Source organism: Actibacterium sp. 188UL27-1, from assembly GCF_016901225.1.
Lineage (GTDB): Bacteria > Pseudomonadota > Alphaproteobacteria > Rhodobacterales > Rhodobacteraceae > 188UL27-1.
In genome coordinates this window covers 84,138-110,845 of the sequence record NZ_JAFEUL010000006.1, presented here as the reverse complement: position 1 = coordinate 110,845, position 26,708 = coordinate 84,138, and the positions used below count along the sequence as shown (strand labels likewise).

Annotated in this window: 32 protein-coding genes; 21 read left to right on the top strand and 11 right to left on the bottom strand. The window is 60.9% G+C overall.

Going from position 1 to position 26,708, the window contains the following annotated elements; all coding sequences use genetic code 11:
* Positions 1-16 precede the first annotated feature (16 nt).
* From IU397_RS10115 to IU397_RS10090, 6 genes are all read left to right on the top strand, one after another.
* On the top strand, positions 17-976 hold the full coding sequence (locus IU397_RS10115; RefSeq protein ID WP_204413028.1) for an acetyl-CoA carboxylase carboxyltransferase subunit alpha: 960 nt from the start codon (positions 17-19) through the stop codon (positions 974-976).
* A 161-nt stretch (positions 977-1,137) separates the two neighbouring features.
* A complete protein-coding gene (dgcN, locus tag IU397_RS10110) occupies positions 1,138-2,142 on the top strand; it encodes an N-acetyltransferase DgcN (RefSeq protein WP_204413026.1) in 1,005 nt (334 codons plus the stop codon).
* Entirely contained in the window at positions 2,142-3,107 is a 966-nt protein-coding gene (gene dgcA, locus IU397_RS10105; protein WP_204413365.1) for an N-acetyl-D-Glu racemase DgcA, read from the top strand. Before dgcN ends, dgcA begins: the two co-directional genes overlap by 1 nt.
* A 14-nt stretch (positions 3,108-3,121) precedes the next feature.
* Positions 3,122-3,982: a D-amino-acid transaminase gene (locus IU397_RS10100; protein WP_204413024.1), complete on the top strand. Its 861-nt coding sequence runs from the start codon at positions 3,122-3,124 to the stop codon at positions 3,980-3,982.
* Positions 3,983-4,077: 95 nt separating this feature from the next.
* A complete protein-coding gene (locus tag IU397_RS10095) occupies positions 4,078-5,763 on the top strand; it encodes a hypothetical protein (RefSeq protein ID WP_204413016.1) in 1,686 nt (561 codons plus the stop codon).
* Between the two features lie 9 nt (positions 5,764-5,772).
* On the top strand, positions 5,773-6,363 hold the full coding sequence (locus IU397_RS10090; protein ID WP_204413014.1) for a hypothetical protein: 591 nt from the start codon (positions 5,773-5,775) through the stop codon (positions 6,361-6,363).
* Positions 6,364-6,370: 7 nt separating this feature from the next.
* Here IU397_RS10090 and IU397_RS10085 read toward each other — a convergent pair whose 3' ends face one another.
* Both IU397_RS10085 and IU397_RS10080 read right to left on the bottom strand, forming a co-directional pair.
* Complete coding sequence (locus tag IU397_RS10085) at positions 6,371-6,664, bottom strand: DUF1244 domain-containing protein (RefSeq protein ID WP_204413012.1); 294 nt, start codon at positions 6,662-6,664, stop codon at positions 6,371-6,373.
* Between the two features lie 26 nt (positions 6,665-6,690).
* Positions 6,691-7,428, bottom strand: coding sequence for an N-formylglutamate amidohydrolase (locus tag IU397_RS10080; protein WP_204413010.1), 738 nt, complete (start codon positions 7,426-7,428; stop codon positions 6,691-6,693).
* Positions 7,429-7,542: 114 nt separating this feature from the next.
* Between IU397_RS10080 and pyk the strand changes: the two genes are divergently transcribed.
* The 4 genes from pyk to rplT all read left to right on the top strand — a co-directional run bounded on the left by pyk (position 7,543) and on the right by rplT (position 9,957).
* A complete protein-coding gene (gene pyk, locus IU397_RS10075; protein WP_204413001.1) occupies positions 7,543-8,988 on the top strand; it encodes a pyruvate kinase in 1,446 nt (481 codons plus the stop codon).
* A gap of 34 nt (positions 8,989-9,022) precedes the next feature.
* Positions 9,023-9,259 carry a hypothetical protein gene (locus IU397_RS10070; protein ID WP_204412999.1) on the top strand — a complete coding sequence of 79 codons (237 nt, stop codon included), beginning with the start codon at positions 9,023-9,025 and terminating at the stop codon, positions 9,257-9,259.
* A gap of 120 nt (positions 9,260-9,379) precedes the next feature.
* Entirely contained in the window at positions 9,380-9,580 is a 201-nt protein-coding gene (gene rpmI, locus IU397_RS10065) for a 50S ribosomal protein L35 (protein ID WP_204412997.1), read from the top strand.
* A gap of 14 nt (positions 9,581-9,594) precedes the next feature.
* Positions 9,595-9,957 (top strand): 50S ribosomal protein L20, encoded by a 363-nt coding sequence (gene rplT, locus IU397_RS10060; RefSeq protein ID WP_204412995.1) that lies wholly within the window; start codon positions 9,595-9,597, stop codon positions 9,955-9,957.
* A 295-nt stretch (positions 9,958-10,252) separates the two neighbouring features.
* Here rplT and IU397_RS10055 read toward each other — a convergent pair whose 3' ends face one another.
* Positions 10,253-11,155, bottom strand: a complete 903-nt coding sequence (locus IU397_RS10055; RefSeq protein WP_204412993.1) for a LysR family transcriptional regulator — start codon at positions 11,153-11,155, stop codon at positions 10,253-10,255.
* Between the two features lie 101 nt (positions 11,156-11,256).
* Here IU397_RS10055 and IU397_RS10050 point away from each other — a divergent pair, with 101 nt between their 5' ends.
* Positions 11,257-12,156, top strand: coding sequence for a DMT family transporter (locus IU397_RS10050; RefSeq protein WP_239479714.1), 900 nt, complete (start codon positions 11,257-11,259; stop codon positions 12,154-12,156).
* Between the two features lie 23 nt (positions 12,157-12,179).
* On the opposite strand, the gene IU397_RS10045 is transcribed toward IU397_RS10050, so the two are convergent.
* Positions 12,180-12,755, bottom strand: coding sequence for a hypothetical protein (locus IU397_RS10045; RefSeq protein ID WP_204413356.1), 576 nt, complete (start codon positions 12,753-12,755; stop codon positions 12,180-12,182).
* 183 nt (positions 12,756-12,938) lie between these two features.
* On the opposite strand from IU397_RS10045, the gene pheS reads away from it, so the two are divergent.
* Positions 12,939-14,012 (top strand): phenylalanine--tRNA ligase subunit alpha, encoded by a 1,074-nt coding sequence (gene pheS / locus IU397_RS10040; protein ID WP_204412991.1) that lies wholly within the window; start codon positions 12,939-12,941, stop codon positions 14,010-14,012.
* Between the two features lie 20 nt (positions 14,013-14,032).
* Here pheS and IU397_RS10035 read toward each other — a convergent pair whose 3' ends face one another.
* Both IU397_RS10035 and IU397_RS10030 read right to left on the bottom strand, forming a co-directional pair.
* Complete coding sequence (locus tag IU397_RS10035; RefSeq protein WP_204412989.1) at positions 14,033-14,275, bottom strand: hypothetical protein; 243 nt, start codon at positions 14,273-14,275, stop codon at positions 14,033-14,035.
* Between the two features lie 121 nt (positions 14,276-14,396).
* Complete coding sequence (locus IU397_RS10030) at positions 14,397-14,636, bottom strand: hypothetical protein (protein ID WP_204412987.1); 240 nt, start codon at positions 14,634-14,636, stop codon at positions 14,397-14,399.
* Between the two features lie 264 nt (positions 14,637-14,900).
* Here IU397_RS10030 and pheT point away from each other — a divergent pair, with 264 nt between their 5' ends.
* Both pheT and IU397_RS10020 read left to right on the top strand, forming a co-directional pair.
* Complete coding sequence (gene pheT / locus IU397_RS10025; protein WP_204412985.1) at positions 14,901-17,309, top strand: phenylalanine--tRNA ligase subunit beta; 2,409 nt, start codon at positions 14,901-14,903, stop codon at positions 17,307-17,309.
* A gap of 94 nt (positions 17,310-17,403) precedes the next feature.
* Positions 17,404-17,877 (top strand): YtoQ family protein, encoded by a 474-nt coding sequence (locus tag IU397_RS10020; RefSeq protein ID WP_204412983.1) that lies wholly within the window; start codon positions 17,404-17,406, stop codon positions 17,875-17,877.
* Positions 17,878-18,023: 146 nt separating this feature from the next.
* Here the strand turns inward: IU397_RS10020 and IU397_RS10015 are convergent, their stop codons facing one another.
* The gene (locus IU397_RS10015) at positions 18,024-18,722 is read right to left on the bottom strand and encodes a glutathione S-transferase family protein (RefSeq protein WP_204412980.1); all 699 of its coding nucleotides are present in this window, start codon (positions 18,720-18,722) and stop codon (positions 18,024-18,026) included.
* 150 nt (positions 18,723-18,872) lie between these two features.
* On the opposite strand from IU397_RS10015, the gene mscL reads away from it, so the two are divergent.
* On the top strand, positions 18,873-19,253 hold the full coding sequence (gene mscL / locus IU397_RS10010; protein ID WP_204412979.1) for a large-conductance mechanosensitive channel protein MscL: 381 nt from the start codon (positions 18,873-18,875) through the stop codon (positions 19,251-19,253).
* Between the two features lie 65 nt (positions 19,254-19,318).
* Here mscL and IU397_RS10005 read toward each other — a convergent pair whose 3' ends face one another.
* Both IU397_RS10005 and rpsU read right to left on the bottom strand, forming a co-directional pair.
* Positions 19,319-19,957, bottom strand: a complete 639-nt coding sequence (locus IU397_RS10005; RefSeq protein ID WP_204412977.1) for a hypothetical protein — start codon at positions 19,955-19,957, stop codon at positions 19,319-19,321.
* A gap of 212 nt (positions 19,958-20,169) precedes the next feature.
* Positions 20,170-20,376 (bottom strand): 30S ribosomal protein S21, encoded by a 207-nt coding sequence (gene rpsU / locus IU397_RS10000; protein WP_036556662.1) that lies wholly within the window; start codon positions 20,374-20,376, stop codon positions 20,170-20,172.
* Between the two features lie 110 nt (positions 20,377-20,486).
* Here rpsU and IU397_RS09995 point away from each other — a divergent pair, with 110 nt between their 5' ends.
* The 3 genes from IU397_RS09995 to IU397_RS09985 all read left to right on the top strand — a co-directional run bounded on the left by IU397_RS09995 (position 20,487) and on the right by IU397_RS09985 (position 23,352).
* Positions 20,487-21,206: a COQ9 family protein gene (locus IU397_RS09995; RefSeq protein ID WP_204412975.1), complete on the top strand. Its 720-nt coding sequence runs from the start codon at positions 20,487-20,489 to the stop codon at positions 21,204-21,206.
* A 95-nt stretch (positions 21,207-21,301) separates the two neighbouring features.
* Entirely contained in the window at positions 21,302-22,285 is a 984-nt protein-coding gene (locus IU397_RS09990) for an NAD(P)H-quinone oxidoreductase (RefSeq protein WP_204413354.1), read from the top strand.
* A gap of 83 nt (positions 22,286-22,368) precedes the next feature.
* Entirely contained in the window at positions 22,369-23,352 is a 984-nt protein-coding gene (locus tag IU397_RS09985) for an Ldh family oxidoreductase (protein ID WP_204412967.1), read from the top strand.
* Positions 23,353-23,398: 46 nt separating this feature from the next.
* On the opposite strand, the gene IU397_RS09980 is transcribed toward IU397_RS09985, so the two are convergent.
* Positions 23,399-24,040 carry a ribonuclease T2 gene (locus IU397_RS09980; RefSeq protein WP_204412959.1) on the bottom strand — a complete coding sequence of 214 codons (642 nt, stop codon included), beginning with the start codon at positions 24,038-24,040 and terminating at the stop codon, positions 23,399-23,401.
* Between the two features lie 120 nt (positions 24,041-24,160).
* Between IU397_RS09980 and IU397_RS09975 the strand changes: the two genes are divergently transcribed.
* Entirely contained in the window at positions 24,161-24,919 is a 759-nt protein-coding gene (locus IU397_RS09975; RefSeq protein ID WP_204412958.1) for a DUF1013 domain-containing protein, read from the top strand.
* Between the two features lie 92 nt (positions 24,920-25,011).
* A complete protein-coding gene (locus tag IU397_RS09970; protein ID WP_204412957.1) occupies positions 25,012-25,572 on the top strand; it encodes a DUF4453 domain-containing protein in 561 nt (186 codons plus the stop codon).
* Between the two features lie 33 nt (positions 25,573-25,605).
* Here IU397_RS09970 and IU397_RS09965 read toward each other — a convergent pair whose 3' ends face one another.
* Positions 25,606-26,208 (bottom strand): TetR/AcrR family transcriptional regulator, encoded by a 603-nt coding sequence (locus tag IU397_RS09965; protein ID WP_204412956.1) that lies wholly within the window; start codon positions 26,206-26,208, stop codon positions 25,606-25,608.
* 69 nt (positions 26,209-26,277) lie between these two features.
* Here IU397_RS09965 and IU397_RS09960 point away from each other — a divergent pair, with 69 nt between their 5' ends.
* Entirely contained in the window at positions 26,278-26,691 is a 414-nt protein-coding gene (locus tag IU397_RS09960; protein WP_204412952.1) for a VOC family protein, read from the top strand.
* Positions 26,692-26,708: the final 17 nt, after the last annotated feature.

The following is a 26,708-nucleotide window of genomic DNA, read 5'->3' as shown; positions in this document are numbered from 1 at the left end:
ATGCGGAAGGCAGCCGATGAACTATCTGGATTTTGAAAAACCCCTGGCCGAGATCGAGGGCAAGGCGGAAGAATTGCGCGCCATGGCGCGGTCAAATGAAGAGATGGACGTCACGGATGAGGCCGCCGCGTTGGATGTGAAGGCGGTGGAGCTGCTGGCGGATCTGTATGATGGGCTGAGCCCGTGGCGGAAATGTCTGGTGGCACGACACCCGGACCGGCCCCATACGTCTGATTACATCGAGGCATTGTTTACCGAATACATGCCGCTTGCGGGTGATCGCGCCTTTGGGGAGGATCTGGCGATCATGGGGGGGCTTGCGCGGTTCAATGACCGCCCTGTCGTCGTGATTGGCCACGAGAAGGGCAATGACACCAATACGCGGCTGATGCGCAATTTCGGCATGGCCCGGCCCGAGGGTTACCGCAAGGCGATCCGCCTGATGGAGATGGCCGACAAGTTCAACCTGCCTGTGATCACCCTGGTCGACACGCCCGGCGCCTATCCGGGCAAGGGCGCAGAGGAGCGCGGACAATCGGAGGCGATCGCGCGGTCGACAGAGACTTGTTTACAGATCGGCGTGCCCCTGGTGAGTGTGATCATTGGCGAAGGTGGCTCTGGTGGGGCCGTGGCCCTGGCGACGGGCAACCGGTTGGCGATGCTGGAACATTCGGTTTATTCGGTGATCAGCCCCGAGGGTTGTGCGTCGATCCTGTGGAAGGATGCCGAAAAGATGCGCGAGGCGGCGGAGGCGTTGCGGTTGACTGCGGATGACCTGCGCAATCTGGGCATCATCGACCTGATCGTGAGTGAGCCCGTGGGTGGTGCGCAGCGGCACCGGGACGAGGTCATCGCCCGTGTGGGGCGCGGCATTTCGGCGATGCTTGGGGAGTTGGAGGGCAAGGACCGCGCGCAGTTGGTTGAAGAACGCCGGACCAAGTTCCTGAGCATGGGCCGCCAGGGGCTGGCTGCTTAGCGATGGGGTTTTGCAAGGCAGGGGGCGGGTTTAGCCGGATCCCGCTCTGGCTTAAGACATATCGTGCAACTGGCCCTATGGCCCGGGAATAGGCTGGCTAGGGTGCGCGCGATCCGACCCTGACGCTGGGTGAAGACCTTGCCTCAACTGAAAGTTTCACCATGATAAAAACACCTTATCTGCTGTTTTTGGGCGATGCCCCTGACCAATTGGCGGCCAAGGTCGCCCAGGGCATCAAGGATTGGCGCCCGGAGAATGCCGTGGGGCAGTTCCGGCTGCCGGGCTGTGGTGCGGATGTGAAACTGCAGGATATGACGCTGGAAGAGGCCAAGGCGGCGGGGGCCCGGACGCTGGTCATCGGGGTGGCGAACCGGGGTGGCGTGATCTCTGAAAACTGGAAGGGTGTGTTGCGGGAAGCGATGCATCTGGGCTTTGATCTGGCCAGTGGGCTGCACAACCTGTTGCGGGATGAGGCTGACCTGGTCGCCGTGGCGGAGGCCACGGGATGCGCGCTGCATGATGTGCGGGTGCCGGAGGTACAGTATCCGATCGCCAATGGCGTGCGCCGGTCAGGCAAAAGGTGCCTGGCCGTGGGCACGGATTGTTCGGCGGGCAAGATGTATACGGCCATGGCGATGGACCGCGATGCCCGGGCCCGCGGGATCAAGTCGAGCTTTCGGGCGACGGGGCAGACCGGCATCCTGATCACCGGCGACGGTGTGCCGCTGGATGCGGTTGTCGCGGATTTCATGGCCGGCGCCGTCGAATGGCTGACCCCTGACAATGACGCGGATCACTGGGACATGATCGAGGGGCAGGGGAGCCTGTTCCACGCCTCTTATTCCGGGGTGACGCTGGCCCTGGTCCATGGTGGCCAACCCGATGCGCTGATCCTGAGCCACGAGCCGACGCGGACCCATATGCGCGGCCTGCCGGATTACAGCCTGCCGAGCCTAGAAGATCTGCGCGACGTCTCCCTGCGGATGGCGCGGGTCGTGAACCCGACCTGTCAGGTAGTTGGGATTTCGGTCAACACCCAGCATCTGGAGGAAGACGCGGCGATGGCGTGTCTGGAAGAGATCGAGGGGCGGATGGGCCTGCCAACGGTTGATCCGTTCCGCCAGGGATCGGACCGGTTGGTTGATGCGTTGGTGGCGTTGGGATGATGGAACTGACCGTCACAAGCGACAGCTTTAAGCTGGCCCAGGTCTTTACCATCGCGCGGGGCAGTCGGACGGAGGCCAAGGTGCTGACCGTTCGGATCCGCGATGGCGACCATATGGGTCAGGGGGAATGCGTCCCTTATGCCCGCTATGGCGAGAGCCTGGAGAGTGTCACCGCGCAGATCGAGGGGCTGGAGCCGCCGTTTGATCGCATCGCCTTGCAAGAGATGCTGCCCCCCGGTGCCGCGCGCAATGCTGTTGATTGCGCCCTGTGGGATCTGGAGGCCAAGCGTGCTGGAAAGCCCGCCTGGGCCCTGGCAGGACTGGCTGAACCTGGTCCCGTGACCACGGTCTATTCGCTGTCGCTGGAAAGCCCGGAACAGATGAAGGCCGCCGCCGCCGCGCAGGCTTACCGGCCGATGCTTAAGATCAAGCTGGGCACGCCGGATGATCTGGCGCGGCTTGAAGCGGTGCGGGCCGGTGCGCCCAAGCCTCCCATCGTGGTCGACGCCAATGAAGGCTGGACGGCGGAGGTCTATTCCGATCTTGTGCCACATCTGCAGCGGCTGGGGGTCACCATGGTCGAACAGCCTTTGCCCGCGGCGGAGGATGAGGCGCTGCGGGAGATTGCGCGGCCCGTGCCCGTTTGTGCCGATGAAAGCTTTCACGACCGCGCCTCGCTGGCCAAGGTTGCGGGCAAATATGACATGGTGAACATCAAGTTGGACAAGACCGGCGGCCTCACCGAAGCACTGGCGGTCAAAGAGGCCGCCTTGGCGGAGGGCTATACCCTGATGATGGGGTGCATGGTCGGCAGTTCATTGGCCATGGCGCCGGGGATGCTGCCTGCGCAGGGCATGGCGGTGGTCGATCTTGACGCACCTCTTTTGCTGGCAGAGGACCGTGCCACGCCGCTACGCTATGACGGAAGTATCGTCTATCCGCCGGAACCGGCGCTTTGGGGTTGAACGGGAGAATTGAGATGAGCCGCACCGTCTATGTGAACGGAGAGTATCTGCCAGAGGAACAGGCGACGGTGTCGGTCTTTGATCGCGGTTTTCTGTTTGCCGATGGCGTTTACGAAGTGACCAGCGTGTTGGACGGCAAGTTGATCGATTTCGACGGCCATGCCAAGCGGTTGAAACGATCCCTGGGTGAGCTGGACATGGCGGAACCGATCAGCAGTGAGGACCTGTTGGGGGTCCATCGCGAACTGGTGCGGCGCAACGATCTGGTCCACGGGATGATCTATCTACAGGTCACGCGCGGGGCGGCGACAGACCGGGATTTTGCTTATCCGTCAAAGGATACCAAGCCGACCTTAATCCTGTTTACCCAGTCCAAACCAAGTCTGGCGAACAATCCGATGGCCGATACGGGCATGAAGGTGATCAGCATCGACGATCAGCGCTGGGGCCGCCGTGACATCAAGACGGTGCAGCTGCTTTATCCGAGCATGGGCAAGATGATGGCCAAGGCGGCAGGCTGTGACGATGCCTGGATGGTCGAAGACGGTGCCGTCACCGAAGGCACATCGAACAACGCTTATATCGTCAAGGATGGCAAGATCATCACCCGTCATCTGGGGACCGAGATCCTGCACGGGATCACCCGCGCCGCTGTTTTGCGTTTTGCCCGCGAGGCGCAGATGCAGGTCGAGGAGCGCAGCTTTACCATTGCCGAGGCGCAGGAGGCCGATGAGGCGTTCATCACCTCTGCTTCGACCTTTGTCATGCCGGTCGTTGAGATTGACGGCGAACCGGTGGGCGATGGCGTGCCAGGATCCGTGGCCAAGCGGCTGCGCGAAATCTACCTGGATGAAAGCCGCAAGGTCGCTGTCTGACGCCTGACCCGATCTGTTAACCTCTTGCCTTCCTGCCCTGTTGACGTGCAGGTTTGGCTAGGATTTTCAGGACGGGACGTCCCGTGGAATTACGCATGTCTCTTGGCCTTGCAGTTTTTGCGGCCGGATTATTGACACTGGGCTTGTGGCTGGGGCCTCGTCAGGCGGCGGTGGTGCAGCACCGGTTGGCCCAGCAGGCCAATGGCGTGTTGTTGACCGCGGTGCATGGCATGACCGGCCAGGTCACGGGCCGCGACATTCGGGTTACAGGTATCGCCGACGGCGTGGCGGAAGAGCGGCGGATCCTGCAGGCATTGGCCGATTTGCCCGGCCATCGGCAGACCTCGGCCGATCTGGTGGTTGTGCCCACGGCGGATCCGTTCACCATCGCGGCCACCAAGACAGCGGTGGGGATCACCTGGCAGGGGCATGTTCCTACGGAACCGGCGCGCCGGCGCATTGCCCACCAGATCGGTCTGGCACAATCGGGCGCTTTGACCCTGGCCGCCGGTGCGCCGCAAGGCGACTGGGAACAGGCGGTACTGGATTGCCACGCGGCGCTTGCGCATCTGGAGGCCGGTCGGTTCGAGATGTCGGACCGAACCATCACAGTGGAAGGCACTGCCCGCACACCGGTGGAGGTTCATGCGGCGCAGGCTGTCCTGGCAGCTTTGCCTTACGGTTATGTCGCCACGGCCCAGATCGACGTGTTGGATGATGGCACGCCATTTGCCGCGCGCATCGCTGTGACGCCCGCTGGTGCGGTTTGGCAAGGCGGCAAGCTTCCCCAGGGCGTGCGTCCCGCGCGGGTGGCGCAGACCCTGAACCGGGCGCTGGCGGGAACACCGCCCGCGATTGCGGCCATTTCCGACCAGAGCGGGGACTGGGCCAGCGCTTTGGTCAGTGCATTGCGGGCCTTGTCTTATTTGTCGCGCGGGCAGTTGGATCTGACCGGTGGAAAGCTGTCGTTGGTTGGATTTGCCACCACGCCGGAAGATATCGCGCGGGCCGAGGCTGAGCTTGCCGTTCTGCCGGAGGGGTTTCTTGCGGTACTGAACCTTGAGATCGAAGACGATGGGCGGCCTTTTTTTTTGAGTCTTTCGAAACAGGCGGGTGAGATGCGCGTGGCGGGCAAGGTGCCTGCGGCGGTGTCGCGGCGCGACCTGGCCACGTGGCTGCCGGAGGGCGGGCAGGCGGAGAATGTGATCCATTCCTTTACCGGGCCTGATCAGCAGGTCTGGCGCGATGCCGTGCGGTTTGGCGTGTCGGCCCTGGCCGCCTTGGAGGACGGACAGGTTGAGATCCGTGCCAGTCAGGTGATCCTGAAGGGCCTCGCCCAGATCCCTGACCATTCCGACCGGGCGCAGGCCCTGCTGGCCCGTATTCCACAGGATTTTGCCGTGATGGCCGAGATAACGCTGGCCGATGATGGCTTGCCGTTCGCCCTCCATGCCGAGGTCACGCGCGGCATTGTCAGCTTACGCGGCAAGGTGCCAGCCAGTGCGGCGGGGGTGATCGGCCCGGCAGACGGTGCGGTACAGATCGCGCGGATCGGGGACGCGCTAACCGAATGGCCCGTCGCCGTGGAGGCCGTCAAATCGGCGTTGCCACACCTGCGCGATGGGGTCGTGCGGCTGTCTGGCGATCGCTTGACCGTTTCCGGTACAGTCGCCACGCCGGATCAGGACATGAAGCTGCGCGATGCCTTGGCCCATGTTCCGCCGCGGTGGCACCCCGCCATCACCGTGACACCGGCGCCCATCGCCCCGTTCGCCCGGTAGGCGCAGGTGATGTTCGAGGGATGGGGCCTTCTTTTGCTGGAGATCTGGACGTTGCTGGTTTTGGCCGGGATCATCGGCTTGATCAGTGGCTGGATCATCTGGGGGAGCCGTCCGGACCCGTCCCCGGACCGCGCGTTGGATCAGGCCCGCGCGGCCGAGGCGGAGGCGGCCAAAACCCGGTTGGTCGAGATTGGTGCAAAGCTGGACCGGGCAAAGGCGGATTTGGGCCGAAAGGACATGCGCGTTCGGGCGCTGGAAGTGGAACTGGACGGGTTGCGCGGGCAATTGGCCTTCACTTCAGGGGCGGTCCCGGCGCCCAGCCCCGTGCCGCAAGCTGCGCCATCACCGGCGATGCCGCGCGCACCAGAGTGCTTGACTCAGGCACGAGATGGCACCCCCGATGATCTGACGCTGATCCGCGGCATCGACACGGATCTGGAACAGGCTTGCCGTGGTCTGGGCATTTATCACCACGATCAGATCGCGGGATGGGATGCCGCCGTGATCGCTTGGATCGACACCAAGCTGGACCTGACCGAAAGCAGTGCGAGCTGGGTGGAACAAGCGAGGATCCTGGCGCGCGGTCACCGCACGGATTGATACACCCTTACGTGTTGTGACTGTCGGTAAAGGCGGCCTGCTGGGCCGGTGACGCCTCTGTCTGGTGCTTGGCCTTCCATTCGGCAAAGGGCATACCGTAGAACGCGGCGCGTCCGTCCTCCTTTGACATTTCGATCCCGCGGTCATTGGCGGCTTCCTGATACCAACGGCTCAGGCAGTTGCGGCAAAATCCGGTCAGGTTCATCATGTCGATGTTCTGCACATCCGTGCGGTCCGCCAGGTGATCGCGCAGGCAGCGAAACGCGGCGGCCTCAAGTTCGATCCGGGTTTGGTCATCCATGTCATATTCCCCCAAATGGTGATCTGTCATAGCTGGGCCGTCACCCGGGCCGCGTCAAGCAAGGGGGCCAATCGCGCGGCCCAATCGGCCTGCTGGGTGGCGGTCGCGATCACGTCTTGCCGCAGTTCCAACAGGACATTGGGCCGGCCAAAGCGCAGGGCGTGGCGGTCCACCGCATCCCCGGGCAGATGTCCGGCATAGGGCTGATTGTCCCCCACGGGCGGGCCGCCCTGGGCGGCGAGTGCCGCAATCAGCGGGCCGGCCAAACGTCGATCCCCGGCAGAGAGAACCCCCACCTCCCACGGGCGGGGGGCATGCTCGTTCAACTGCGGTGTAAAGGAGTGGACGGATACCAGGATCATGCCGGGCCGCGCGGCCAGATCACCCAAGGCAGCGTGGTACGGATCGTAGCACAGGATTTGCCGCCTGCAGATCTCTGCCGCGTCTGCGGATCGATTCGCCGGGATGATCGTACCGTCGTAAAGCTTCATCACCAGTGTGGGGTCATCCAGCCCGCGGTTTGGATCGATCACCAGGCGTGAGAAATTCGACAGGATTGCAGGTGCACCCAACGCATCGGCCAGGGTCAAGGCAAGTCCGGCTGCGCCGGGATCAAAGGCGATATGGCGTTTCATCTCTGCCTCGGGCAGGCCCAATGTGCCGCCATTGACGTCATCTGGCACCGTATTGGTGGCGTGATCACAGCTGATCAACCAGGGGCTTTGACGGTTCTGCCCATGGACGCGGTAGGGTGTGTAGGTCATGGTCCTGTTACCTCGATATACCATGTCGAACGCTCGTGGTGCGGTCCGGGTCCGGTTGTGACCCTGCATCTTTAGCGCTAACAGGCAGAAACGAAAGAGGACAGGGGGCACACCATGAGACGTATGCGCAACGTAAAAATCGTCGCCACGTTGGGACCGGCATCTAGCGATCACGACACAATCCGGGCGTTGTTCGATACCGGCGTCGATGTGTTTCGCCTGAATATGAGCCACGGCACCCATGAGGATGTGGCCGCACGCCACGCGATCATCCGCAAGGTGGAGGCCGATACCGGGCGCCCCATTTGCATCCTGGCCGACCTTCAGGGACCAAAGCTGCGCGTCGGCACCTTTGCCGGTGGCCCGCAGGACCTGGTTGAAGGAGAAAGCTTTCGCATGGATCTGGAGGACAAGCCCGGCGATGGCGCGCGGGTCACCCTGCCACATCCCGAGATTTTCGCCGCCCTGAAACCGGGTGCGACCCTTTTGGTCAATGACGGCAAAATCCAGCTAAAGGTGACCGATTGCAGCGACGGTCATGCCGATTGCACAGTGATTGCCGGTGGCACAATCTCGGACCGCAAGGGCGTCAACGTGCCCGACGTTGTGTTGCCGCTGGCAGCCTTGTCGGACAAGGATCGCGCGGATTTGGAATTTGTTTGCGAGTTGGGCGTGGACTGGCTGGCCCTGTCCTTTGTCCAGCGCGCGGCGGATGTGGAAGAAGGCAAGACGCTGGCCCGCGGCCGCGCGGCGATCATGTCAAAGATCGAAAAGCCTGCCGCGGTTGAGGCGTATAAGGAGATCCTTGAAGCGTCTGACGGGATCATGGTGGCCCGGGGTGATCTGGGTGTGGAACTGCCTGTGCAAAAACTGCCCCCGATTCAGAAACGTTTGATCCGGGGGGCCAGGGCGGCGGCCAAGCCCGTGATCGTCGCGACCCAGATGCTGGAAAGCATGATTGAAAGCCCGGTGCCTACGCGTGCCGAAGTGTCAGACGTGGCCACCGCCATCTATGAAGGCACCGACGCGATCATGCTGAGTGCGGAAAGTGCCGCCGGTGCCTATCCAATCGAAGCTGTGGCGACGATGAACGCCGTGGCCGTCGAAGTGGAAAGCGACGCCACCTACCGCGCCGTGATCGAAGCAAGCCGGTCAGCCCATCGTGAAAGCGTGTCTGATGGGATCGTAGCCGCCGCCCGGGAGATCGCGGAAAGCACGGATATCAAGGCGATCTGTTGTTTCACCCATTCGGGCACGACCGCCACCAAAGTCTCCCGTGAACGGCCCCGTGTGCCAATCCTGGCGCTGACCCCTCTGATGGGCACGGCGCGGCGGATGAGCCTGCATTGGGGGACCAACTGTTTCCTGACGGAGGAGGTCGACCGGTTCAAGATGGCTGTGGTGAATGCGGTTCGGGTTGCCGGCAATAGCGGCTTTGCCACCCCCCAGGATCAGATCGTGGTAACCGCAGGTGTGCCCTTTAACGTCCCGGGAACAACCAATATCCTGCGGGTCGCCCCATGCGAGGAAAGGTTGATTTTCAGCGCCGATCCAGAGTAATGTCATCGCCGGGGGCAGAGAGGACATTGGCATTATGGACTTGGACCTGGATCCCGATCTGCTGTTCGTCATCGGTGTGTTTAGCGGTGCGGCCGCGATCCCCACGTTGCTTAGCTCGTTCACCCATGGCCGTGGTGTGCGCGGCGCGGCCCTGTTATTCCTGATTTCCGCTGGCAGTTTTGGCTATGCCGCCACCAACAGCCCCACAGGATACAGCGTGGCAGAAGCGCCGGGCATTATCATTCGGGTGCTAAGCGGCGGGATCAACTGAGGGCGATTTTTTCTCTTGCGTAAAAGGGTTTGGGGCCGTAATCAACGGCTCTCTAACCACGCGGGTGGGCCAAGTGGCATGCCTTTCACCGCGCTGAACGTCCAAGCCAAGGAGACGAAAATGCCCAAGATGAAGACGAAATCGAGCGCCAAGAAGCGCTTTAAAGTGACGGCATCGGGCCGCGTGAAGGCCGCCCAGGCGGGCAAACGCCACGGCATGATCAAACGCACCAACAAATTCCTCCGTAACGCGCGCGGCACCACGACCCTGTGCGCCGCCGACGAAAAAATCGTCAAGGGCTTCATGCCCTATGCCCGCTGAAGGAGGAGTGATAGATGTCGAGAGTTAAAGGCGGAACCGTCACACACGCACGCCACAAGAAGATCATCAACGCCGCCAAGGGCTATTACGGTCGCCGGTCCACGAACTTCAAGACCGCAACCCAAGCCGTTGATAAGGCGAATCAATACGCAACCCGCGACCGTAAGAACCGCAAGCGCCAGTTCCGCGCGCTGTGGATCCAGCGGATCAATGCCGGGGTGCGCGCCCATGATGAGAGCCTGACCTATTCGCGCTTCATCAACGGTCTGTCCCTCGCCGGGATCGAGGTTGACCGCAAGGTTCTGGCCGATTTGGCGGTTCACGAACCCGACGCGTTCAACAGCATCGTGGATAAGGCGAAGGCCGCTTTGGTCTGACCGCTTCCACAGTTGCGAGAGCATTAACGCGCCCCATTGTGAGGGCGCGTTTTTTGTTGCGTAGTGATCGGTCTATGGCTCAGTGAGCGCGGTCGCCCAGATCGTCGTGCAAGGTGTTGAATTTGCGCCGAAACTGCGATGCACAAAGCATGCATATTCGATACAGAAACCATGCATATCGCAGCGCAGCATTTGGCGCGCGATCTGGTTAGGTGGCGTTCATCCTTTGCCGATCAGTTCGCTGCTCGAACGGCAACCATCGCTGGGTCTTTCAAACGGCTTATACGGAGATCTGTCAGGCCGAAAGCTCATCCGAAATCCAGCTAAGGAGCTTTTCTGTGTCGGGATGCCGGTCGCGGGCTGTGCTGCGATAGATCGAAAGCTCGGTCGGTCGTGACACGTATTCGGCACAGGGGCGTATGAGTTTCTCTTCGGCGATCATCCCCTCGGTCGTGCGTTGCCATCCCAGCGCGATGCCTTGCCCCGCCACAGCGGCCTGCAGGGCCAGTGGGTAACTGTCCATGGCAACAAGGCGTGGATGGGCGGGGGGCAGCACCGCCCCGACGGCTATGAACCAATCCTGCCATTCCATCCAATCCTGCGGCACGACCATGTGTGACAACAGCGGAAAGGCTGCGAGGTCTGTCACCGGGAGCGGCCATGCGTGACCCTGGATCAGGGACGGGGCGCAGACCGGGAAGATGTCATCGCTTGCCGTGCCCACCAGCCGAGCTGTTCCAGATGGGCGGCCGGTTGTCTGGATCGCGACGTCAAACTGTTCCGTGGTTTCGGTCAACGGTTTGAGAGTGCTGATGACGCGAAGTTCGACATCCGGATGCCGCCCGTGAAACCGGGCGAGCCGTGGCATCAGCCAGTAAAAGGCCTCGCAAAGCTGGCAATGCAGGATCACTTCACCGGCGCGCCGTTGCCCGCTGAGACGGGCGACTTCTGCTACAATCTCGGCCAAGGCGGCACTGACGACACGGCCAAGGCGGCGCCCGGCATCGGTTAAAAACACCGCACGGTTGCGCCGTTCGAACAGCGCGGTCCCCAACTCGTGTTCCAGCAGTGCGATCTGTTTGCTGATTGCCGTCTGGGTCATGCCAAGTTCGGCAGCGGCCCGGGAAAAGCTTTCATGGCGGGCCGCAGCCTCGAACGGTTTGAGGCGAGAGAGCGGGGGCAGGGTTGGACTATCCATAACTTGGCCTCATGCAAAACTGCCCAGAACTCTTTTTTAGAACGTCACAATACATGATTTGAACGGGCTGCCGACCGAAAGCAAGACATCGAGATCGCAAGATGCCCCAAACCAAACGCCGCCAAACCGGATATGCCATAGCCGCGATACTCGCATCGGTGTGCGCCTTGTCCCTTGGCGATGCGCTGATCAAGGGGACGGGCCTGTCGCTGCCGCTTTGGCAGATGTTCATCCTGCGATCAGCCCTGACGATCCCGCTGCTTTGGTGGCTGGCGCGCAGGCGTGGGATGGTGCGGTTAACCGCACCCGGATGGGTTGTGCTGCGCAGCGCGCTGTTGGTCGCCATGTGGCTGAGCTATTACGCGGCCCTGTCGAGGATGCCCCTGCCGGTGGCCGCGGCGGCCTATTACACAGGGCCGGTTTTCATTGTCGTGTTGTCTGCCTTGGTTGCGCGGCAATGGCCGCCCATGTTGGCCCTGGCCGCCTCTGCCAGCGGGTTTATCGGTGTTGTGCTGATCATCCGGCCCGACGCGTCCGGGTTTGACGCGCACACGCTGCTGCCTGTTCTGGCGGCGATGCTCTATGCTTCAGCGATGGTTCTGACATCGGCGAAATGCCGAGGGGAGGACCCGTTTTCGCTCGCCCTGGCCTTGAACGTGGCGTTCATCCTTGGCGGCGCCGCGCTTGCGTCGGTTGCGGGGCGGGACGGGTCGGTCTTGCTTGGTCCATGGCAATCTGTGGATCCCGGCCTGATCGCCACCGTTGCGGCGCTGGCCGTGCTGTTGCTGATTGGAAGTGTTGGCGCGGCGGTCGCCTATCAGAACGGCCCGCCTGCCACGATTGCGGCCTTTGATTACGCCTATCTGGGGTTCAGCCTTGCCTGGGGGCGGCTGTTTTTTGCAGAGATCCCGGATGTGACCGCCTTGATCGGCATGGGCCTCATCGCGGCGGCTGGCCTGGTGGCGGTTTTTCCGCCGCGATCATCTGAGCGCCGTGATTGATCCTATGGGGCGGGCCCCTTGTGCTATTCGAATGCCGCCGCGGGCAGGCCGCCCTCTTCTTCACGTTTGCCGCGCTTTTCGGCCAGAACCACGGCGCGGGGCCGCCACTTGTAGCGGGTGTCGTCGCGCAGTTCGTCCCAAAACAGGACGCCGCCTTTGCGCCAGGGGTCAAGCACGATGCCATCATACATGTCATCGCCGCGCGCGCTGATGATCGCCGTGCTGTGGTCGATCCGCCATTGATTATCGGCATTGGCGATGGCGCGGTGCATGGTGAGGGTTTTGAACCCCTCCTGTTTCAGGCGGCGTTCGATATCTTCGGCCCAGTGCCAACACAGGCCGCGCGGCTTGAAGCCAAGATTGACCTTGGTGTTATGGACCAGCGGCGGATCGGTGATCTGGTACTGGATCGCCAATTGGCGGGTATAGCTGTAGGTGATCTGGGCCGCGCGCTCAGCCTCGACCGGGTCGACATCGGGGCCCAGGGCGCGGATACCACGGGCCAGCTCTGCAATCTCGGTCTGGGTGGCGACCTGTGGTGTCCCTCCGCAGGCGGCCAGAGTGACGGTCAGAAAAAGGGCGGCGAGGATCTTGGCAATGGGCACGTCGAAAGCTCGGGTTTGGTCAATGATTGGCTTTCGCTATCGTGAGAGATTGGAGAATGTCGAGGGGTGGCCGGCAGTTTGCGCGGGACTGTGCAGGTGCCTGACGTCATCGTGATCCTTGCCCGTGCCGGGGGAACAGGCTAGGACCCGCGCGATAGTGAGACAGGGGGCTGCGCCATGGATGACCTGCGCGACAAATACATCACCGCGATTGCCGGAGCCGCCGATGAGGCCGCGCTGGAAGATCTGCGCGTGCAGGCCGTGGGCAAGAAGGGCGAGGTTAGCCTGAAGATGCGCGAGCTGGGCAAGATGACGCCCGAGGAGCGGCAGGTGGCAGGCCCTGCGTTGAACGCCCTGAAGGATGAGATCAATTCGGCTTTGACGGCCAAGAAATCCGCCTTGGCTGATGCCGCTTTGGATGCGCGGCTCAAGGACGAATGGCTGGATGTGACGCTGCCCGGACGCGGGCGCGGGCAGGGCACGATCCACCCGATCAGCCAGGTGACCGAGGAAGTGACCGCGATTTTTGCCGATATGGGTTTTGCCGTGGCCGAGGGGCCGCAGGTCGAAAGCGATTGGTACAATTTCGACGCGCTTAACATTCCGGGCCACCATCCGGCGCGGGCGGAGATGGACACGTTCTATATGGCGCGGGCGGAGGGCGACAATCGCCCGCCCCATGTGTTGCGGACCCATACATCGCCGGTGCAGATCCGGTCGATGCAGGAACATGGCGCGCCGTTGCGGATCATCTGCCCGGGTCGTGTGTATCGCAGTGATTATGACCTGACCCATACGCCGATGTTTCACCAGATTGAGGGGCTGGCGCTGGATCGCGATATCAGTATGGCCAACCTGAAATGGGTGCTCGAAGAGTTTTGCCGCGCCTTTTTCGGCCTGGACGGGATCGAACTGCGGTTTCGCGCCTCGCATTTTCCGTTCACGGAGCCATCGGCGGAGGTTGATATTCGTTGTTCCTGGGAAGGCGGTACGCTCAAGCTGGGCGAGGGGGATGATTGGCTTGAGATCCTGGGTTCCGGCATGGTGCATCCCAAAGTGTTGGAAGCGGGCGGGATCGACCCGGCCGAGTGGCAGGGTTTCGCGTTTGGCATGGGGATCGACCGGATTGCGATGCTGAAATACGGGATGCCGGATCTGCGCGCTTTCTTCGAGTCAGACCTGCGTTGGCTGCGCCATTTCGGCTTTTCGGCCCTGGACACGCCCACATTGCATGCCGGTCTGAACCGATAAATCCAGGCTGTTCAGTACCTTTAGTCGCCGATGACGATCTTGCGCCCATAGGTTGGCTTGGCGGAGAACGAACAAATATATTGCGCGATCCGCTGACCGGGATTGGCACAGGTTTTCTTGGTGGCCGAATTCATCTCGATCCGTTTTGGGCCGGCTTGCGACACCACGCTGTCAGACACAGAGACACCTACGGTGGCCACGCCTATGACGATGGCCGCCAAGAGCGTGATCGTACCCGATCCTGGCCCCTCGAATAATGACATGAGAATTGCCCCCAATCGCCCAACAAAGAACAATTAGTTGGCAATTTAGGCAATTTTAGGGACAATCAATATTTAACTGTCGAGATTGTTTGAGACTACTAATTTCGGCCCAAAAACAACCTCAACCGCCTAGGCCCGATATAAGCTCCGCAATTGGGGTATTCCAGATCCGTGCGGGATTTAAACGGCAGAGAGCCCGGTTGATATCAGGGTTGTTCGTCATACCCCGGCAGGCGAAGCCATCGGCACCACGCAACCCGGACTGACTGTCATCCGAGATCATGCCGAGGCCAATGATCAATGCCAGGGCCAACACAACCGGTCGACCGAAACCGTAGAACAGATTGCTGAAAAAAGTCATGGGGTGAACTCCCAAAGGAAAATGCAGAATCGTCGCGAACTGGTTACCAATTTGTTAATAAGGCATCATTCAGCCGAAAACAAGGATGGCACCCCCTAAGCCCTTGACAAACGTCAACCTGACTGAATTAGGCGACGAGTCAACAAATCGCGGTTTGGCCGTAATTTTGCCTAAACTGGTATCTTCCACGGGTACTGACAGCACTTTCCGCCCGCCAGGTGATGCGCTAAGCACAGCGCGCAATCTGAGGGAGGCCAGCGCGCCATGAAATTCACCTTGTCCTGGCTGAAGGATCATTTGGAGACGGAAGCCACGCTTGACGACATTCTGTATGCCCTGACCGATCTGGGGCTGGAGGTCGAAGGCGTCGAAAATCCGGGCGAGCGGTTGGCGGCCTTTACCATCGGCAAGGTGCAGACAGCGGAAAAGCATCCGGACGCAGACAAGCTCCGCGTATGTCAGGTTGAGACGGATGCGGGTGTAACGCAGATCATCTGCGGCGCGCCGAATGCGCGGGCCGGGATCACGGTTGTCATCGCCAAACCCGGCACCTATGTGCCCGGGATCGACACGACGATTGGTGTGGGCAAGATCCGCGGCGTCGACAGTTTCGGCATGATGTGCTCGGAGCGGGAGATGGAACTGTCAGACGAGCATGACGGGATCATCGAACTGCCCTCCGGCGAGGTTGGCCAAAAGTTCACCGACTGGCTGGCCCAACACGATCCGGCCAAGGTCGATCCGGTGATCGAGATTGCGATCACCCCGAACCGCCCCGATGCCCTGGGCGTGCGCGGCATTGCCCGCGATTTGGCGGCCCGTGGCCTTGGGGTGCTGAAACCGCGTGACGCTGACCCGGTCGCGGGCACGTTCCCCTGTCCCATCAGCGTCAGCATTGACGCGGATACGTTGGACCAATGCCCGGTTTTCTATGGTCGGGTCATTCGCGGCGTGAAAAATGGCTCCTCCCCGGATTGGCTGCAGGATATTTTGCGTGCCATCGGATTGCGCCCGATCTCGACCCTGGTGGATATCACCAACTTCTTTACCTTTGACCGCAACCGGCCCCTACATGTCTTTGACGCCGACAAGGTGCAAGGCGATCTGCGCGTCCACAAGGCTGCGGGGGGTGAGACCCTGACGGGCCTGGATGAAAAGGAGTACATGTTTGAAGCAGGGATGACCCTGATCTCGGACGAGGCGGGCGTCGAATCCATAGGCGGCGTTATGGGGGGGCTGCCCACGGGCTGCACCGATGAGACGGTCAATGTCTTTCTGGAGGCCGCTTACTTCGATCCGATCCGCACGGCCTATACGGGCCGCGCGCTCAAGATCAATTCCGATGCCCGCTATCGGTTTGAGCGCGGGATCGACCCGTCTTGGACCCCGGTTGGCATCGAACATGCCACCTGCATGATCCTTGATCTATGTGGTGGTGAGGCGTCTGAAATCGTTGTGGCTGGCCAGATGCCGGATACGGACCGCGCCTACAAGCTGGACGCCAAGCGCGTCGAAAGCCTGGTCGGGATGGAGATCCCCGAGGCCACACAACGCGCCAGTCTGAAGGCGCTGGGGTTCCGGATGGACGGCGACATAGCCCATGTGCCGTCGTGGCGGCCCGATGTGCGGGGCGAGGCGGATCTGGTTGAAGAAGTGGCCCGCATCGCGTCGCTTACCAAGTTGCAGGGCCGCCCGATGCCGCGCGCAGCCTCCGGCGTGCCCAAGCCGATCCTCACCACGATCCAACGGCGCCAGGCCAATGCGCGGCGGACCATCGCGGCGCTGGGGTATAATGAATGCGTGACCTACAGCTTCATTGCCCGCAAGGCCGCGGCCTTGTTCGCCGGTGGGGAGCGGGCGACCGAGTTGGAAAACCCGATCAGTTCGGAGATGAGCCATCTCAGGCCCGCCCTGCTGCCTGGTCTGCTGCAGGCGGCCGCGCGCAACCAGGCCCGCGGTTTTGCTGATCTTGCATTGTTCGAAATTGGCGCGGCCTTCCATGGCGGCGAGCCGGATGAGCAGCATATCCTCGCCTCGGGCCTGCTGGTGGGCCAAACCGGACCGCGTGATGTCCACGGCGCCCGCCGCGCGGTGGATGTGTATGACGCCAAGGCCGATGCCGAGGCGACGCTGGCCGCCATCGGTGCGCCAGCGAAAATGCAGATCCTGCGCGGCGTGCAGGATTGGTGGCATCCCGGGCGGTCCGGCAAGCTGTGCCTGGGCCCCAAAAACGTCCTGGGCATCTTTGGCGAGATCCACCCAAAGGTCCTGCGCGAGATGGATGTGAAAGGCCCGGCTGTGGGCTTCACCCTGTTTCTCGATGCCGTGCCACAGCCGAAATCCAAAGGCGCCGCGCGCAGCGTTCTGGACCTGCCAGATCTACAAATGGTCGAACGGGACTTCGCCTTTGTCGTCGATCACGATATCGAGGCGCTGACCCTGGTCAATGCCGCTGCCGGTGCTGACAAGGCCCTGATCGCAGGGGTCCATGTTTTTGATGAATTCACAGGCGACAAGGCCGAGGCGCAGATGGGCGCGGGCAAGAAATCCCTGGCCATCAGCGTCCGCTTGCAGCCCCGCGACAAGACCTTGACCGAAACCGATATTGAAGCGGTCGGTGCCAAGATCATCGAAAAGGTCACCAAGGCGACGGGCGGCACCTTGCGCAGCTAACACCCGCCCTTTATTTCGCTGAATCAGAACTGACCCCTACACACCGCCGCTTGCTCGATCACATACGAGCAGGCCCAGATCGAAGGGAAAAGCCATGACATTCAACATCTATCTCTCCGGCGAGATCCACACCGATTGGCGCGAACAGATCATTGACGGTGCGGCAGGGCTGGATGTGGCGTTCCACAGTCCGGTGACAGACCATGGGGCCAGCGATGATTGCGGCGTGACGATATTGGGGGCAGAGCCCAACAAATATTGGCACGACCACAAGGGCGCCATGGTCAATGCGATCCGCACCCGCAAGGGTCTTGCCGATGCCGATATCGTGGTCGTCCGCTTTGGCGAGAAATACAAACAATGGAACGCGGCCTTCGATGCGGGCTATGCGGCCGCCTTGGGCAAGTCCTTGATCATCCTGCACGGTGCCGACCACCAGCACGCGCTCAAGGAAGTCGACGCAGCCGCCCTCGCCGTGGCGGAAACACCCTCCCAGGTGGTCGAGATCCTGACCTACATCCTCACCGGAGCACTGCCCCAGGCAGGATCTGCCGAGGCGGCTGAATAGGCAGGAACTGCCCTCCTTTCTTATTGGCGAAAATACTCCCGCCGGAGGCATAATAACCTTGCCCGCAAGGGCGCCGCCGGCCCCAACGCCTTGGGCCGGCGGCTTTGCCGCTTTGCCCAAGGGGGCGGGAGCACCACCGGTTGGTTTCAGTCGCGGGGCGGTGTCACCATGCCTTTTTGAACGGCAGGGCGCTCCAGGAACCGCTCAAGATAGGCCACAAGGGCAGGGTGGTTGTCCCAACCAACGGTTTCTCTTGTGCCATAGAAATCCAGCGCCCGCAGCCAGGGGGCGATGGCGATATCCGCGACGGAATACGCGCCGGCGATCCAATCACGCCCGTCCAGTTCCTTGTCCAGAACCGCCAGCAATCGCTTGGCCTCTGCGATGTAACGCTGCTGGGGGCGCTTATCTTCCCATGCACCACCTGCGAATTTGGTGAAGAACCCAAGCTGGCCCAACATCGGGCCCAAACTGCCCATCTGGAACATCAGCCACTGGGTGACATGCGCCTTGTCTATGGCCGACCTGCCGATCAGTTTGCCCGTCTTCTCTGCCAGATAAAGCAGGATCGCACCTGACTCGAACATGCCAACCGGCTGCCCATCGGGCCCGTTCGGATCAATGATCGCCGGGATCTTGTTGTTCGGGTTCAGCGATAGAAACGCGTCACTTTTCACATCGGCATCCGACAGCGTCACCTTGTGGGCCTCGTAATCCAGGCCCATTTCCTCCAGCGCGATGGAAACCTTCACACCGTTTGGCGTCGGATAGGAATAAAGCTGGATCACGGTGGGATCGATGGCGGGCCATCGCTGCGTGATGGGGAAACTGCTAAGCGCTGTCATGGGGGTGTCTCCATTTCGGTGTACTTCCACCTAACGCGAAGGCTGAACCACAAAAAGGGCTGTTTCTGTGTACCCATGTGGTAATAGTTGTGCGCGCAACCGGAACAACCGGTGGACGTGAAAACAAAGACAACGTGTGGGGGACACATCATGATTAAAGAATTTCGCGATTTCATTGCCAAGGGCAATGTCATGGATCTGGCCGTGGGCATCATCATCGGTGCAGCTTTTACGGCAATTGTGACATCGCTGGTCGACGATTTGATTCAACCATTGATCGGCTTGATCGTCGGTGGGCTGGATTTCAGCGGGCTGAGTTTTGGTGTCGCCGACGCGCAGTTCATGTACGGCAAATTCATCACCGCGGTGATCAATTTCCTAATCATTGCCTTTGTCGTTTTTCTGCTGGTCAAGGCGGTGAACCGGTTGAAAGAGGCCGCCGCAAAGAAAGAAGAGGCCGCGGAATCGGAGGCCGGTCCAAGCGAAAAGGACATCCTGATCGAAATCCGGGACGCGCTGAAACAACAATAGGCTACGTCTCACCAATTGCCTCCCTGAAAAGCCCGGTCATGGCCGGGCTTTTTTTGCGCGTTGGTTTACCGAATGGTCCTTGTGGATCGCGGCGCCCATCCGGCCCATCCGGCAAGCAAGTCTCCAAGGGCATGTGTCACACCGCGCCCGCTGTCCGATTGGCCATGTTCCGCGACAGCCTCTGCCGCCAATCCGCAAAGGGTGATGCCACAATCCGCAACGGTTTCACCGCGCCCCACAAGGGCGAACTGACGTCCGCACAGATCTGACAAAGCAATTTCGACCATTCCAGCCGGAGCGTCGGGCGGCGTTTCGCGGCTCAATGCACGTCTGCCATCGACGTAAATGTCGAAAGACTGCGAAGCCGGTCCGAAGGTCGCCAGGGTCAACCGGATCAAATCCACCTGCATGCCGAATTCAAGAAGCAAGGCCTGTCCGGCCCCGATACGGTCGTATGTCCGGTCGCCTTGAATGCCCCAACCCTGGTCATTCTGGGCAATGATGCCTGCCTGACCCGACATAAGCTGCGCATCGTAATCCTGTTCGAAGGCAGCCACTGTTAGATTAAGCGTACCGCCGAGCCGCGTATCATGTGCAAAACTGGGGCCTGCGCCGAATTCATAAGAAACAGGCGTGGTTGCCCATGTCAGGGCTTTGGTCGCCGTATCAAACGGGATGGGGTGGGCCGCTGTCGTATAAACCATGTCTTTGCTCTCACACATGCACTGTTACCGGAACGTCAGCCCGCTTTGTCGCGCAGCCATTCAATCCTGTGTCACCGCAAGAGTTTAACAATTCGTTAGGTCTTAGTTGGGCGCAATTGCGTTGAAATAGAAACCAAACAAAGAAAAAGGCCCTGCAATTATGCCGGGCCTTTGGAACGTCACAGACGTTTGCGTATCGGACGGAATGTCGTTTAGAGCATACCTTCGCGCTGCGCCTTTTTGCGTGCGAGCTTGCGCGCACGGCGGATCGCCTCGGCTTTTTCGCGTGCCTTCTTTTCAGACGGCTTTTCGAAATGTTGCCGCAGCTTCATCTCGCGAAACACACCTTCGCGTTGGAGCTTTTTCTTCAGGGCGCGGAGCGCCTGATCGACATTGTTGTCACGAACACTGACCTGCATGTGGTTGTCACCACCTTTCCGGGTTAAAGTTGCGTCATTCGCAGGAAGTAGCCGTATAGCAAACGCGAGTTAGCTTGTCTAGCAACGCCTTTCATCACCGGGAGAGATCCATGTCCGATACCGCCAACAGATCCATCGACGATATTCGGGCGGCTTTGCTGGCCGCAGCGGAGGCCCATGTGCCCTTTGACGGCTGGTCCGAGACCAGCTTTCGCGCAGCGATGGCTGATACTGAGATCGACCCGGCTCTTGCCCGGACGGCCTGCCCGCGCGGTGCAATCGATCTGGCGCTTGCCTTCCATGCCAAGGGCGATGCCCAGATGATCCAGCAGTTGCAGGATGAAGATTTGACCGATCTGCGGTTTCGAGACCGTATCGCGCGCGCCGTGCGCCTGCGGCTTGAGGCGGTCGACGATAAGGAATTGGTGCGCCGCGGCACGACGCTGTTTTCGCTGCCGCAATATGCCGGTGACGGCGCTAAGGCGCTTTGGGGGACCGCAGATGCGATCTGGACTGCGTTGGATGATCAATCCGACGATATCAATTGGTATACAAAGCGTGGCACGCTGTCGGGTGTCTATGGTGCCACTGTTCTGTACTGGTTGGGGGATGACAGCAGCGCGCATCAATGCACCTGGGATTTCCTGGATCGTCGCATCGACAACGTCATGCAGTTCGAAAAGCTGAAAGCGCAGGTCAATGACAATCCGGTGCTAAAGCGGATGTTTGCCGGTCCGCTTTGGATGGCGTCACAGGTCAAGGCGCCTTCGAAAAAAGGGCAGTCCGATATGCCGGGCACATGGCAGGAGGACGCGCCGGTTAATCCCTGACGCGTGCTCCAGACTAGCCGATAATAGCGGATTGCAATCCTTAACGCTACGGCATCATAAAGGCCGGCAATCAAGCGCCGGAGTACCAGATGAGCCTGCCAAAGACGATGCAAGCGGTTGAAATTACGCAGCCGGGCGGACCAGAGGTTTTGCAGGTGACCGAACGGCCCGTCCCTGAACCGGCTGTGGGTCAGATCGTGATCAAGGTGGCCTATGCGGGTGTGAACCGGCCGGATGCGCTTCAACGGGCCGGATCTTATGCTCCGCCGCCAGATGCCAGTGATTTGCCCGGCTTGGAAGCATCGGGCCATGTGGCGGCTGTGGGCCCAGGCGTCATGGATTGGGCTGTTGGCGATCCGGTCTGTGCGTTGCTGCCGGGGGGCGGTTATGCCGAATATGTCTGCACTTTTGCGGCCCATACCCTGCCTGTGCCAAAACCCTTATCCCTGGGACAGGCCGCTTGTCTGCCAGAGACATTTTTCACGGTTTGGTCCAACGTGTTCATGCGCGGTGGTCTGACGGCGGGGGAGCGGTTCTTGGTCCATGGCGGGTCCAGCGGGATCGGGACGACGGCCATTCAATTGGCCAAGGCTTTTGGCGCGCGCGTTTTCGCAACCGCCGGATCGCAGCAAAAGTGTGATGCCAGTGAGGCGTTGGGTGCGCTGAGGGCCATCAATTATCGCGACGAAGACTTTGTCCAGATCCTCCGGGACCAAGGCGGCGCCAACGTGATCTTGGACATGGTCGGTGGTGGGTATCTGCCGCGGAATGTGAAAGCGCTCGCCAATGATGGGCGGCTGGTTCAGATCGCATTTCTGCAGGGGCCCAAGGTGGAGTTGAACTTTGCCCATGTGATGATGCGGCGGCTGACCATCACCGGATCAACCCTGCGTCCTCAATCGGAAATTGCCAAGGCCCGCATCGCGGATGCCTTGCGCCGGCAGGTCTGGCCCCTCTTGGCCAATGGCCGGATTGCCCCCGTCATGGACAGCGAGTTTGAATTGGCCGATGCGGCCAAGGCCCATACCCGCATGGAAAGCTCTGACCACATTGGCAAGATCGTCCTGAAAGTAAGCTGATCTGCCGGTAAAGCCGGGCAGGGGGCTGATCAAACCCTTGATACGACGCGGGGCGGGTTTGGGTAAACTCAAGGGGGTGGTCCATGCAGATATCAATTGCGGAAATTAAAGCGCGCAGTGAAACCGCGCTTGTTGCGCATGGTGCCGGCGCTTGGCAGGCCGATGCGGTTGCCACGGCCGTGGCGCGTGCAGAGGAAACCGGCAACATCATCTGCGGCCTCTATTATCTGGAGAGCTATTGCCTCCAATTGCTGTCTGGCCGGGTGAACGGGACGATTGAGCCGCGTGTGACGACCTCCCGGCCGGGGGCGATCAGCGCTGATGCCCGGTTCGGATTTTCCCAACCCGCTTTTGCCCGGGCCTTGCCAACCGCTGTTGTGGCGGCGCGCGCGAACGGGATCGCCTCCCTTGCGGTGGCGCATTCCCATACCTGCACCTCGCTTGGTTACTTCACCGAGCAGATCGCGGCGGAGGGTTTGATCGGGATTGGGTTTACCAATGCCTCTGCCATCGTGGCCGGACCCGGCGGCAAACATCCCGTCCTGGGAACAAATCCGATTGCCATCACCCTGCCGGGGGATGGCGCACCGCTGATGCATGCCGATTTTTCAACCGCCGCTGTGGCACTTGGTAAGATCACAATGGCCAAAACCGCGGGAGAAGCGATCCCCCTGGGCTGGGCAGTAGATGCCACCGGTGCGCCGACGACCGATCCGGCGCGCGCGTTGGAAGGGGCATTGATCTCTGCCGCGGATTACAAGGGTTGGGCGCTTGGACTGTTGGTGGAAGCCATGGCAGCGGGGCTCACCGGATCGGTCAATTCGCTTGACGTGCGCGGTTTGAAACTGCCCGACGGGGCGCCGCACGATCTGGGGCAGGTCTATCTGCTGATCGATCCAGCGGCCCATGGCGGCGACGTTGCGCACAGGTTTGCCCGCGTGGCAGAGGCCGTGGCGCTGGATCCGGATGTACGTATTCCCGGTGTTCCACGTCGCAAGCTGGACCCGGTCGATGTGCCTGACCCGCTTTGGACACGGGTGATCGAACTGGCGCGCCGTCAGACCTGACAAACCCGAGTTGCCACGCAGACCAATCCTCTGTCAGCCATTCGCGTTACCGCATCGCGGGCAGGAGGGCCCCATCGCTTTGGCAGTCGCGGATCGTGTCGCGGCCACAGCGGCGCGGCTTGAGATCCTTGGTCAGGCAGATGCGCGCCTCCTGGATATGGCCATCGCGGCAAGTCAGCGTGATCTGATCGGCAGAGAGGGTCGAGTTCGCTTCAAGCCACGCCTCCTCAATGACTGACACGGGGACACTGATATCCTTGTCCAGCTTGCGCAGAACCGGAGGGCGGGTGACGCTGCCATAGGCTTTGCGGCTAAGGTCAAAATAGGCGCTGGCCTCTAGTCCCGAGCATCGGCCATGCTTTTTCCATTGATGCCAGGCCAATCCACCGGATCCCATGATGTCAGCCATCCCGGCGGTTTGGCGGCGGGATGGATCGCGCGCGGCCGTTCGGCAATAACTCGGCCAGCCCTTTTCGAATTGCGGCCACAGCCCGTGCAGGGTCCATCCCAGACCACGCCCCCGGTTGCACTGATCTGCACCACGCCCGTCGCCTTCGACGGCGCACCAGGTGGCATTCCAGCTCAGCGCCATGACATAGTAATCGAACTGCCCGGCAAGCTCTCCATCGGCCTTGGCTTGCGCGGTGATCGCCCACAGGACCAATGACGCCACGATGATCTGCCGCATTGCCTCTTTCCTTTCAACCGCCCGCCGCCTATATCCATATCATCCCCGACATCGAGGATCGCGCCACGCGGCGCAGCCGAGTTTCCGGCGCAGGATAGGTATTGCCCCAAGGAGAGGCGGATGAACAAGCCCATCATGGCAAAAGCGACAGCCGTCTGGCTGGTGGACAACACGACGCTCAGCTTCAAGCAGATCGCGGATTTTTGTGGTCTGCACGAGTTGGAGGTGCAAGGCATCGCCGACGGTGATGTGGCCGCCGGTGTGAAAGGGTTCGATCCCATCGCCAACAATCAGCTAGTGATGGACGAGATCGAGAAAGGGCAGGCTAACCCCCTGCACAAGCTGAAGTTGAAATTTAACGCTGCCGCCGTCGGCGAAGAAAAGCGGCGCGGGCCGCGATACACGCCCTTGTCAAAGCGGCAGGATCGACCCGCGGCCATCCTGTGGCTCGTTAAGTTCCATCCCGAATTGACCGACGGGCAGATCGGCAAGCTGGTCGGCACGACCAAGCCCACGATCCAGTCGATCCGCGAGCGGACCCATTGGAATATCAGCGCGATCCAACCGATCGATCCGGTGGCTTTGGGGCTGTGCAAGCAGTCGGAACTGGATGCCGCCGTGCAAAAGGCCGCCGCCAAAAAGGCGGCCGAGGGCGCGGTCATGTCAGACGATGAACGCCGCAAGCTGGTATCGACCGAGCAAAGCCTGGGCGCGGAGCCAGAGCCCAAGATGCCATCGTCCATGAGTGGGCTTGAAACCTTTGCCTTCGGTGAAGATCCGCGTGGTGATGCCGAGGATGAGGAAAAAGAACAGATCCTCGATGCCGAGAGCTTGTTCAACCTACCTGAAAGCAACACGGATGAGGATGAACAGCCCTAAACGGCTTTCCTCCTTTCACAGGATGCGTAATTTGAGCCCGGCACCACAGTTACGTGCCGGGCTTTTTCGTGGCCAGTTTCAGGAGGTTTCCCATGCGCCGGATCCTATTGTTTTGTGGCGCTGTGATGGCTGCATCGCCAGCAGCTGCCTTGGATATGTGTGCAGAGTTATGGTTCACGCGCAATCTGGTCTTTGACCGCGCGGGCTATTGTTTTGGCTCCGTACTGGGGCAGGTCGTGTTCGACAACAGGGATTGCCGGACGACGCAACCAGCTCTGACCTCATCCGACAAACGATTGGTCAGCCGAATGCAGGCGGCAGAGCGGGAATGGGCCTGCAACGTCGATACCGATCGGACCCTCTTGAATGTCCCGTCATGGGAGCAGCGCAAGCAGATGGTGGATCTACCGGTGCCGTTCGAAGGCGAAAGCGCGTGTATTGGATGGCGGGGGCGGTCGGTTCCGTTGCTGGCCGCACGCCGTGCGGGGGCGCGCGTGACAGGTGAGATCACGCCGGGGGCCATCCTGATCTACCAACACGAGGCCACGGACGGTTGGGACTTTGTCCAGATCGTTGAGGATGGTCAGATCATTGGGATGGGGTGGGTCAGCTTGCCCGTGCCTGCCGCGATGTGTGACAGCGTTGCGGGCTAGTCTGCCCCCATGATCCATGGTGGTGTGATGTCGTTATGCGTTACCCGTCGTATTGAACAGACCACGCAACACACGGTTCGTGGCGGTTTTGTAGGCGTCGGCGGATTGGCCCCCGGCAATGGCCAGTGCGGCCTTATCGAACATTGCAGATAAAAGCTCTGCGACGGCATCGACCGGCGCATCCATCAGCCCGGCATCAACCATGGCCTGCAGCCCAAGACGCAGTTCCTCTCCCCCCGTCTGACGATCGACATCGCGCATTTCATCGGCCCCCAGAATGGCAGGGCCGTCGATCAGCAGCAGGCGCGCGCGACCGGGAATGGCCATGGCATCAAAATAGGTGGCGGCGCCGTTGATCAGTGCGTCAATGGGCGCTGTACTGTCTCGGGTCTGTCGTTGAATTTGGTTGGCCACATCCTCTGCTTCTGACGAGATAATCGCACGAAACAGGTCCGTCTTGTCGCTGAAGTGATGATAGAGCGCGCCGCGTGTCACCTTGGCCGCCTTCACGATTTGCGGGGTGCCGGTTTCTGCCACGCCTTGATCCAGAAACAACCGGCGTGCTGCCTCCATCAAAGCCTGTCTTGTCTCTGCGGAGCGTTGGGCATTGGGTTTGGGGGGCGCTTTCTCTTGCATACATACATCCTGTATGTTAATTTAATTAAACATGCAGAGTGTATGATTTTCTGAACGTGGAGAGAACCCATGAAATGCACCCAATATTACCCCGTCATTCAAACTGACCGCGTCACCGAGACTGCGCAGTTCTATTGTGATCATTTTGCCTTTGCGCCGGTGTTTGACAGCGATTGGTATGTGCATCTGCAATCGGCGGAGGATGCATCGGTCAATCTTGCCATCCTGCAGCAGGATCATGAGACGATCCCAGCGGTGGGGCGGGGCTGCACCAAGGGATTGCTGTTGAATTTCGAGGTGGCGGATGTCGATGCTGTCTATGACCGGATCTGCGCCGCGGGCCTGCCGATGCTGCAACACGTCCAGGATGAACTCTCTGGGCAGCGCCATTTCATCACCCATGATCCCAACGGTGTGCTGATCGATGTGATCAAGCCCATCCCGCCGAGCCCCGAATTCCTGGCCCAATATACCACAAGCTGACCGCTCCCCATGCCTTT

Coding starts and splice junctions, on each gene's coding strand:
- IU397_RS10115 (WP_204413028.1), top strand. CDS start 17: ATGAACTATCTGGATTTTGAAAAACCCCTGGCCGAGATCGAGGGCAAG.
- dgcN (WP_204413026.1), top strand. CDS start 1,138: ATGATAAAAACACCTTATCTGCTGTTTTTGGGCGATGCCCCTGACCAA.
- dgcA (WP_204413365.1), top strand. CDS start 2,142: ATGGAACTGACCGTCACAAGCGACAGCTTTAAGCTGGCCCAGGTCTTT.
- IU397_RS10100 (WP_204413024.1), top strand. CDS start 3,122: ATGAGCCGCACCGTCTATGTGAACGGAGAGTATCTGCCAGAGGAACAG.
- IU397_RS10095 (WP_204413016.1), top strand. CDS start 4,078: ATGTCTCTTGGCCTTGCAGTTTTTGCGGCCGGATTATTGACACTGGGC.
- IU397_RS10090 (WP_204413014.1), top strand. CDS start 5,773: ATGTTCGAGGGATGGGGCCTTCTTTTGCTGGAGATCTGGACGTTGCTG.
- IU397_RS10085 (WP_204413012.1), bottom strand. CDS start 6,664: ATGGATGACCAAACCCGGATCGAACTTGAGGCCGCCGCGTTTCGCTGC.
- IU397_RS10080 (WP_204413010.1), bottom strand. CDS start 7,428: ATGACCTACACACCCTACCGCGTCCATGGGCAGAACCGTCAAAGCCCC.
- pyk (WP_204413001.1), top strand. CDS start 7,543: ATGAGACGTATGCGCAACGTAAAAATCGTCGCCACGTTGGGACCGGCA.
- IU397_RS10070 (WP_204412999.1), top strand. CDS start 9,023: ATGGACTTGGACCTGGATCCCGATCTGCTGTTCGTCATCGGTGTGTTT.
- rpmI (WP_204412997.1), top strand. CDS start 9,380: ATGCCCAAGATGAAGACGAAATCGAGCGCCAAGAAGCGCTTTAAAGTG.
- rplT (WP_204412995.1), top strand. CDS start 9,595: ATGTCGAGAGTTAAAGGCGGAACCGTCACACACGCACGCCACAAGAAG.
- IU397_RS10055 (WP_204412993.1), bottom strand. CDS start 11,155: ATGGATAGTCCAACCCTGCCCCCGCTCTCTCGCCTCAAACCGTTCGAG.
- IU397_RS10050 (WP_239479714.1), top strand. CDS start 11,257: ATGCCCCAAACCAAACGCCGCCAAACCGGATATGCCATAGCCGCGATA.
- pheS (WP_204412991.1), top strand. CDS start 12,939: ATGGATGACCTGCGCGACAAATACATCACCGCGATTGCCGGAGCCGCC.
- IU397_RS10035 (WP_204412989.1), bottom strand. CDS start 14,275: ATGTCATTATTCGAGGGGCCAGGATCGGGTACGATCACGCTCTTGGCG.
- IU397_RS10030 (WP_204412987.1), bottom strand. CDS start 14,636: ATGACTTTTTTCAGCAATCTGTTCTACGGTTTCGGTCGACCGGTTGTG.
- pheT (WP_204412985.1), top strand. CDS start 14,901: ATGAAATTCACCTTGTCCTGGCTGAAGGATCATTTGGAGACGGAAGCC.
- IU397_RS10020 (WP_204412983.1), top strand. CDS start 17,404: ATGACATTCAACATCTATCTCTCCGGCGAGATCCACACCGATTGGCGC.
- IU397_RS10015 (WP_204412980.1), bottom strand. CDS start 18,722: ATGACAGCGCTTAGCAGTTTCCCCATCACGCAGCGATGGCCCGCCATC.
- mscL (WP_204412979.1), top strand. CDS start 18,873: ATGATTAAAGAATTTCGCGATTTCATTGCCAAGGGCAATGTCATGGAT.
- IU397_RS10005 (WP_204412977.1), bottom strand. CDS start 19,957: ATGGTTTATACGACAGCGGCCCACCCCATCCCGTTTGATACGGCGACC.
- rpsU (WP_036556662.1), bottom strand. CDS start 20,376: ATGCAGGTCAGTGTTCGTGACAACAATGTCGATCAGGCGCTCCGCGCC.
- IU397_RS09995 (WP_204412975.1), top strand. CDS start 20,487: ATGTCCGATACCGCCAACAGATCCATCGACGATATTCGGGCGGCTTTG.
- IU397_RS09985 (WP_204412967.1), top strand. CDS start 22,369: ATGCAGATATCAATTGCGGAAATTAAAGCGCGCAGTGAAACCGCGCTT.
- IU397_RS09980 (WP_204412959.1), bottom strand. CDS start 24,040: ATGCGGCAGATCATCGTGGCGTCATTGGTCCTGTGGGCGATCACCGCG.
- IU397_RS09975 (WP_204412958.1), top strand. CDS start 24,161: ATGAACAAGCCCATCATGGCAAAAGCGACAGCCGTCTGGCTGGTGGAC.
- IU397_RS09970 (WP_204412957.1), top strand. CDS start 25,012: ATGCGCCGGATCCTATTGTTTTGTGGCGCTGTGATGGCTGCATCGCCA.
- IU397_RS09965 (WP_204412956.1), bottom strand. CDS start 26,208: ATGCAAGAGAAAGCGCCCCCCAAACCCAATGCCCAACGCTCCGCAGAG.
- IU397_RS09960 (WP_204412952.1), top strand. CDS start 26,278: ATGAAATGCACCCAATATTACCCCGTCATTCAAACTGACCGCGTCACC.